Raw genomic sequence first — 6,767 nt, forward strand, 5'->3', positions numbered from 1 at the left:
GGACAAAGGGTTGAACGAGATCCAGTGGCTCGTTGCAATGTTTGACAAACTTATCCACCACTGAGACTAACAAATAAGGAGCGGGAACATTGGGCCATCCCATCATCATCGGCGTCGTCGATGACCACCCCGTGGTGCGCGAGGGGCTTCGGGTATTCCTAGACGGATTTCAAGACATTCGGGTCGGATTCGATGTAGGCCGCGCCGGCGAGGCAATCGAGGCCCTAAGACGTGAGCCCTGCCATGTGCTGCTGCTTGACTTGCTGTTACAAGACGATATGGATGGCGCCGAGCTATTTGACCGAGTCCGGCAAGAGTTCCCCACCGTACGCGTGCTGGTCTTAACCTCGTCGCGCGACAGCGAAACCCTGCGGTATTTGGAGCGCCAGGGCGCATCGGGCTATCTTGACAAAACGGTCAACCCGGATGATCTGGTGTCCGCCATCCGACAGATCTTTCAAGGCCGCCGAATTTGGGACCAATTCCCATCGTCCAACACTGCAGACATGCTGGAGCCCCTGACGCCACGGGAGCTTGACGTTCTGTCGCTCTTGGCTGAAGGCCTCAGCAACAAAGAGATTGGCGCCCGCTTAAATATCCGCGAAAAGACCGTGAAGGTGCATATCAGCCACATTTTGGCCAAATTGGATGTCTATGACCGCACCCAAGCGGTGATTGCCGCCCATCAGCGTGGTCTGGTGAGGCTTTCGGCCCGCCCCTAAAGACGAACCCGGCGCCGCTTATTCGGCTGATTCTCTTTGGTGAACGTCTTTGGAATTCTCCTTGGCTCGTGCCTGAAGCACGGCACTGACATCGTGCCAGTCGATATTAAGTTTTTCCGCTAAGACCGCGAGGTGATAGAGGAGGTCCGCGATTTCACCCGCCAGCATCGCTCGCTTCTCTGCCCCTTCTTCATAGGTTAGAGCCTGCGCCGCCAGCGCAACCTCTAGTCCCTCCTCGCCCACCTTCTGAGCCACTCGCTCTGTCCCTTGGTTCAAAAGCCGCCAGGTATATGACGCAGGTTGAGGTCCAGTGCGGAGCCGCTCCTTCACCCGCCCGATCACATAATGCAAGGGGTCGGCATCAGCTCCCTCGACGTCGAAGCATCCTGGGGTTAAACGGTGGCAAACCGGCCCCAAGGGCTCAACCTGATACAGCCAGGCGTCCTGATCGCAGTCCGTCAGCATGGCGCGCATTTTGAGGCGATGGCCCGACGTCTCACCCTTGAGCCATAGTTGTTGGCGCGACCGACTGAAAAAGTGAGCCCAGCCGGTGTGTTCACTTAGACTCAGGGCCTCCTGATCGGCGAAGGCCACCATCAATACCGCCCGCGTGTTATAGTCCTGAACCACCACCGGGTACAACACCCGGCCATTCTCGATCAACTGCACGTATCCGATACCCCCTTTCCGCTAAATCCGCTTTTAACTCCCGGATGCTGAGACGACCCTCATGCAGTACAGACGCAAGAAGACACGCCCGATGCCCGCGGTCGAGCGCGGCTGCGATGTGTTCGGCCGAGCCGGCGCCTCCTGAGGCGATAACGGGGCGGCGGGTGGCGGACCGCGCCACATCGAGCATTGGCAGATCGAAGCCCTCCTGACGTCCGTCGCAATCCATGGACGTGAGGAGAAACTCCCCGGCCCCACGCTCCTCCGCGGCTGCCACCCAATCGGCCAGCCACCAGCCGGCATCGACATGACCGCCATGAGAGAATACCCGGTATCCTTTGGTCACGCGTTTGGCGTCGACCGCCACCACTACGCACTGCGACCCCCACCGACGGGCGATATCCTCAATGAGAGCCGGTTCCTGCAACACCCGGCTATTTATCGAGACCTTGTCCGCGCCCGCTTCCAGCAACGATTCCACATCTCCGAGATTCGTGATGCCTCCGCCCACGGTGAGCGGAATATTGAGCTTTTGGCGCAGCCGAGCTATGAGGTCAGCGCGGGGCTTAGCGTTGTCTAACGTAGCCTGCACATCGAGCCAGACAATCTCATCGGCGCCCTCGCGCGCGTAAGCGAGCGCGCGCTCGATGGGATCCCCCAACTCGCGCAATTGCTCGAACTTCACCCCTTTGACTGTCTGTCCCCAGCGCACGTCGAGACAAGCAATAATCCGCGCTCTCAGCATACGCCCTCCTCAATGGCCGCAATGGGGATGCGGTTCTCCAACCAGGCTTTCCCGACAACCGCGCGGCCAAATCCCCACGCTTGAAGGTGGCAGAGATCGTCGAGCGAGCGAATCCCACCGCCTGCGCCCACATCCCCACGTCCTGCCCAGGGTTTCCAAAAATCGCTGTCTACCCCTGACAAGCGGCCGTCTCGCCCCACATCGGTCACCTCCGCCCGCTTCCATCCCTCTTGCCGCAGCTCGTCCCAAAATCCCAAGGCCTCCGTACCCTCTTCTTTCCAGGCACGGATGCGCAACCGCCCCGCACGCACATCGAGTCCCGCCACCACCGCATCCGCACCAAAAATGCGGATTGCCTGGCGGCGAAAGCTGTCATCCTCAACCAATCGGGTCCCCAACACCACCCGCTGCACGCCCGCATCCAACGCCTTGGCAATGGTGCCGAGGTCCCGGAACCCGCCCCCGGCTTCGACGACCACACCCGCTTGAGCCAATCTGCGGGCCAGTTCAAGTTGAGAGAAAGTCCCGGTTCGCGCACCGCTCAGATCAACGAGGTGGATTCGCGGAGGCCACCCGTGAAAGCGCTCAAACAAGAGATCCAACGGGTCGCTACTATAGACATGCTTTTGCTGGTAGTCTCCACCCGTCAGACGCACCACCTGTCCCTCAAGCAGATCGAGCGCAGGCCATACTTCCATCTAACCGCCTCCTTGATTCAAAATGGCCTCGGTCAAAGCAGCACCGACATCACCCGACAACTCCGGGTGGAACTGCACACCAAAAAGCCCCGGTGCCTGCACCACACTAGGAAACGTCTGATAATATTGGGTGCTGCTGAGAATCTGATCGGTGTCGGCAGGCTCAACAAAAAATTCATGCACAAAATAGACCGAGGCGCCTTGAAACGCGGCGAGCCACCGGGGCGCGTTCGATACCATCTCTAAGTCATTCCAGCCAATGTGAGGCAAAATGGGAGCAGAAAGACGCGGCACCCGGCCCGAGAGCCATCCTAGGCCCTCTCCACCTTCCTCGCTATGATGATAGAAAAGTTGCATGCCAAGACAAATGCCCAGAACCGGGACGCTGGCCTGACGGGCTTGTTTCAGAGTGGACAGAATCCCCTGTTGATCGAGATGCCGAACCGCTCCCCGCATGGAGCCGACGCCCGGCAAGATCACCCAATCAGCCGCGAGACGTTCCCTGCTTGCATCTTGGATGATTTCCACCCGATGCCCGAGACGCATGAAGTGAGCGGTGAGACTGCCGAGGTTTCCCCGACCCAAGGGAATGATGGCCACGTGCACTACAGCACCCCCTTGGTGGACGCTACGCCACCCCATCCCGACCGCGTGGCCTGCCAGAGTGCCCGGCCCAATCCCTTAAAGCACGCCTCGTAGACGTGATGGGCGTTCTCGCCCGCTATCATGCGAACGTGGATGGTCGCGTTCAAGTTGCGGGCGAGACCATTAAAAAACTCCGGCCACACTTCGGCGGACACGCCGCCTATGGCACGGTCAGGAAATCCCGAGCCCCAATACAGTTGTCCCCGACCGGAAATGTCCACCACCACCAACACTAAGGCCTCGTCCATGGGCTGCACCACATCACCGAAGCGGGCGAAGTCTTGCCCGCCGAGCGCCTGGCGGATTCCCTGCCCCAACACAATTCCAACATCCTCGACCAAATGGTGGGGATCCACGGCCACATCCCCTTCAGCCTCCAGAGTTAAAGAAAAGCGGCTATGGAACGCCAAGGCGTCGAAAAAGTGAGAGAAGATGGGGAGATTAGTTTTGACCTTTGACCCCTGGCCGGCGTCTAAGTCCACCGCGAGGTCAATACGGGTCTCACGGGTCTCGCGCTGGATTTCAGCCATCCGTCCCATCGTTCTTCGCCTCCTGCCATTGTTGTCGCAAGGCCAATGAATCCCGGTGCGCTTGAAGACCCTCCAATTCAGCCAGGCGCATTCCCGCTTGGAGCAGATCGCGATCCAACGACCACGCCGCCCGAATGACGCTCATGCGCCGGCAAAAGCTCCGCGTGGTTAGCCCAGACTGAAACCGGCCGCGCCCACCAGTGGGCAATACGTGGCTCGGTCCGGCCACATAATCTCCCAGCGCTTGTCCCGCCATGGGCCCAATGAACAACGCGCCGGCCGTAAAAATGCTCGACGCTAGAGCCTCGGCGTCTTCACCCATGAGTCCCAGGTGTTCCGGTGCGCGTTGATTGGCCCAATCGACCGCCTCGGCCAGCGACGCCACAATCGTGACCGTAATCGTGCCCATGCCTGGCGGCAGATTGGCTGCTCGCCGCTCAACCCACCGTGCCAGTTCCGAGTTGGTGGTCACCAACTCGGCCCGGGCCATTTGGTCATGCTCCGCCTGGGCCGCCAAATCTGCCCACACGGCATCAGCCCATTCGAGATCATTGGCAATCAACAGCACTTCTGACGGCCCGGCATAACCATCCACGCCAACGACACCACGCCGTTCTAGTTCCATCTTGGCCTCGGTCACATAACGATTGCCGGGCCCCGCAATGAAGTCAACCGGGTCCAACCCCTCGAGGCCGTACCCTAAGGCCGCGATTGCTTGGGCACCCCCGAGCCGCACCACCTCGCGAATCCCGAGGCGCTGTAGAGCATAGAGCCATACCGCGCCGAGTCCAGCGCGCGGGCGGGGCGCCAGGGCAACAACGATGGCACCAACGCCAGCCTCCATGGCTGGGACCGCGGTCATGATGAGACTCGAAACCAGTGGGAACTGCCCGTTGGGAACATAAAGTCCCACCCGTCGAAAGGGGATCCAACGCTCTTCCACCTCTAATCCGGAACCAGCCGACAATACTGTCCCGCGGGGGGCCACTGCTTTGTGGAATCGGCGCACCTGATCGATGGCCCGATCGATGGCCTCTTGAACATCCGCCGCAACGCGCGCGGCGGGAACGGACAGAGGGTCGAAAAACACCTCCTCGGGTTTCATGGACACTCCGTCATAGGCCTCGGTATACCGAAGTGCTGCGCTCATTCCCTCCGCCTTCACGGCATCCAATATTCCGGCAATGTCCGCCACTTCACGCACTCCCCCTCATCATTCGCCCTTTGGCGGCCGCCATTTCCCTGACAAACGACCGGCCGCCAGCCTGCGTTCGCCAGATTCCCGGATTGACAACCAGCCGAGCAGTAGAAGACAAAATCGACCGAATCTCAACGAGACCATGGGCCCTAAGCGTCGCCCCCGTTGCTACCAAGTCCACAATATAAGGAGCCAATCCAATCAAGGGGGCCAGTTCGAGGCTTCCCGACAGGGGTACAACCTCAACCGGATGCTGAGCCTTGGCGAAAAACTGACGTGTCAAGCGCGAATATTTGCTGGCTACGCGAACCGGTCCATCAGGCCAGCTCGGCGATTGGCCGGCCAGCACCAGACGACAGCGGCTTATCCCCAGATCCAGTACCTCTAGAACCCCAGAATCCGGATGCTCGGCCAACATGTCGCGCCCCACCACGCCAAATTGTGCGGCTCCTTGGGCTACCAAGGTGGGAACGTCCACGCCGCGCGCAACAATCACCCCGGGGCTCCGGCCTTGAGGGGGAAAATAGAGGCTGCGGCTTCCCTCCAAGTCGGGGAGATGCCATCCGGCGGCCTCCCACAGCGGCCGCAAATCCTCCGCCACACGCCCGCGGCTAAGCGCCACGACCCAGTCAGACATGGCTACCGACCCCCTCTAGCTTGAGCACGAAACCAAAACCTTCAAATCGCCGGCCTGCCACCGTTAGGGCAAACTCACCACCGGAGGCGAGTTCCCGACCGGATTCCGGGTGATAGGCCGAAAAAACCAAGCCCGTGTAATAGGGATGGGAACCCACGAACGACAAGTCCCAGAGCACTTCGGCCTTCTTTTGGGCGGACAACGGGCTTTCAACATCGAGCCATTCTTGTAGGGCAGGAAAGAACGTGTGGGCTGGCGAGGGTTGAAACAGCGCCTTGGTGGCGTCAGGAAAGGCGTCAGAACCGGACAACACGCCTTCCTGCCAACACCTAATGCATGCGGCCACACGATCTTCCTCAAGCCCAAGCACTCGGCCTAATTTTCTTATCCAGCCGCGATGGCCTAAAACCAACACCGCGGGCTGATTCAACAGACCTGCGTCTGCAATCTCCCGTAGCAGTTGATCAGCCAACGACAGCATAATCCGATGTTGTTCCGGGCCCACCGTCCCAATCCACTCGACGTCCACCGTCTCAATCCAACGTCCCGTCTGCGGCCGGAATACCGGTCCTTGGGAAAAAAGCCGGAGTGGCAAAGGCGGTGGCGGATCGGAAAAGCTCGCCGCAATTTCGAGCAGAAGGGGGGTGTGGTCGGTCCGAAATCCCCCCGCCTGCCATGGCTCGGTGGCCACGGGCGAGAATCCGGCCTCCAGCAATCGGCGGCCAATTCCCGCCATGGCCAGATACTGCTGTCGCTCGACATCAAAGAATGATTGCACACCGCACCTCGCATCAGTGTTTTATCGCGTTATCATGCTAAACCACTGATGCAACGACGTCAATACCCGTCTAGGAGCCTTTTCATTTAATCCGAACCCGCACGGCGCGCGGGTTTGACGCATTGGACGCTGCGATTTTCCTACA

The 6,767-nt window shown here is 59.9% G+C and carries 9 protein-coding genes; 1 reads left to right on the forward strand and 8 read right to left on the reverse strand.

Annotated elements, in window-relative coordinates; translation table 11 throughout:
* The first annotated feature begins 89 nt into the window (after window positions 1-89).
* Entirely contained in the window at window positions 90-722 is a 633-nt protein-coding gene (locus HIJ39_RS20725) for a response regulator transcription factor (protein WP_169102942.1), read from the forward strand.
* 18 nt (window positions 723-740) lie between these two features.
* Here the strand turns inward: HIJ39_RS20725 and hisIE are convergent, their stop codons facing one another.
* From hisIE to HIJ39_RS20765, 8 genes are read right to left on the reverse strand one after another with little or no spacing between them, the layout of a single operon-like run.
* A complete protein-coding gene (gene hisIE, locus HIJ39_RS20730; RefSeq protein ID WP_207711829.1) occupies window positions 741-1,391 on the reverse strand; it encodes a bifunctional phosphoribosyl-AMP cyclohydrolase/phosphoribosyl-ATP diphosphatase HisIE in 651 nt (216 codons plus the stop codon).
* Window positions 1,336-2,136 carry an imidazole glycerol phosphate synthase subunit HisF gene (hisF, locus tag HIJ39_RS20735; protein ID WP_169102943.1) on the reverse strand — a complete coding sequence of 267 codons (801 nt, stop codon included), beginning with the start codon at window positions 2,134-2,136 and terminating at the stop codon, window positions 1,336-1,338. Before hisF ends, hisIE begins: the two co-directional genes overlap by 56 nt.
* Complete coding sequence (locus HIJ39_RS20740; protein ID WP_169102944.1) at window positions 2,130-2,834, reverse strand: 1-(5-phosphoribosyl)-5-[(5-phosphoribosylamino)methylideneamino]imidazole-4-carboxamide isomerase; 705 nt, start codon at window positions 2,832-2,834, stop codon at window positions 2,130-2,132. The genes hisF and HIJ39_RS20740 overlap by 7 nt, the downstream gene beginning before the upstream one ends.
* Window positions 2,835-3,440 (reverse strand): imidazole glycerol phosphate synthase subunit HisH, encoded by a 606-nt coding sequence (gene hisH, locus HIJ39_RS20745; protein WP_169102945.1) that lies wholly within the window; start codon window positions 3,438-3,440, stop codon window positions 2,835-2,837.
* The gene (gene hisB, locus HIJ39_RS20750) at window positions 3,440-4,018 is read right to left on the reverse strand and encodes an imidazoleglycerol-phosphate dehydratase HisB (protein WP_169102946.1); all 579 of its coding nucleotides are present in this window, start codon (window positions 4,016-4,018) and stop codon (window positions 3,440-3,442) included. Before hisB ends, hisH begins: the two co-directional genes overlap by 1 nt.
* Window positions 4,002-5,204, reverse strand: coding sequence for a histidinol dehydrogenase (gene hisD, locus HIJ39_RS20755; RefSeq protein WP_169102947.1), 1,203 nt, complete (start codon window positions 5,202-5,204; stop codon window positions 4,002-4,004). Before hisD ends, hisB begins: the two co-directional genes overlap by 17 nt.
* 1 nt (window position 5,205) lies before the next feature.
* Window positions 5,206-5,844: an ATP phosphoribosyltransferase gene (gene hisG / locus HIJ39_RS20760; RefSeq protein WP_169102948.1), complete on the reverse strand. Its 639-nt coding sequence runs from the start codon at window positions 5,842-5,844 to the stop codon at window positions 5,206-5,208.
* Window positions 5,837-6,622 carry an ATP phosphoribosyltransferase regulatory subunit gene (locus HIJ39_RS20765; RefSeq protein ID WP_169102949.1) on the reverse strand — a complete coding sequence of 262 codons (786 nt, stop codon included), beginning with the start codon at window positions 6,620-6,622 and terminating at the stop codon, window positions 5,837-5,839. The genes hisG and HIJ39_RS20765 overlap by 8 nt, the downstream gene beginning before the upstream one ends.
* Between the last annotated feature and the right edge of the window lie 145 nt (window positions 6,623-6,767).

The organism is Sulfobacillus harzensis (assembly GCF_012933365.1).
GTDB lineage: Bacteria > Bacillota > Sulfobacillia > Sulfobacillales > Sulfobacillaceae > Sulfobacillus_B > Sulfobacillus_B harzensis.

What these genes read in the sequence shown, in the direction of transcription:
- hisF (WP_169102943.1), bottom strand. Translation starts at nt 2,136, where the DNA reads ATGCTGAGAGCGCGGATTATTGCTTGTCTCGACGTGCGCTGGGGACAG.
- HIJ39_RS20740 (WP_169102944.1), bottom strand. Translation starts at nt 2,834, where the DNA reads ATGGAAGTATGGCCTGCGCTCGATCTGCTTGAGGGACAGGTGGTGCGT.
- hisB (WP_169102946.1), bottom strand. Translation starts at nt 4,018, where the DNA reads ATGGGACGGATGGCTGAAATCCAGCGCGAGACCCGTGAGACCCGTATT.
- hisG (WP_169102948.1), bottom strand. Translation starts at nt 5,844, where the DNA reads ATGTCTGACTGGGTCGTGGCGCTTAGCCGCGGGCGTGTGGCGGAGGAT.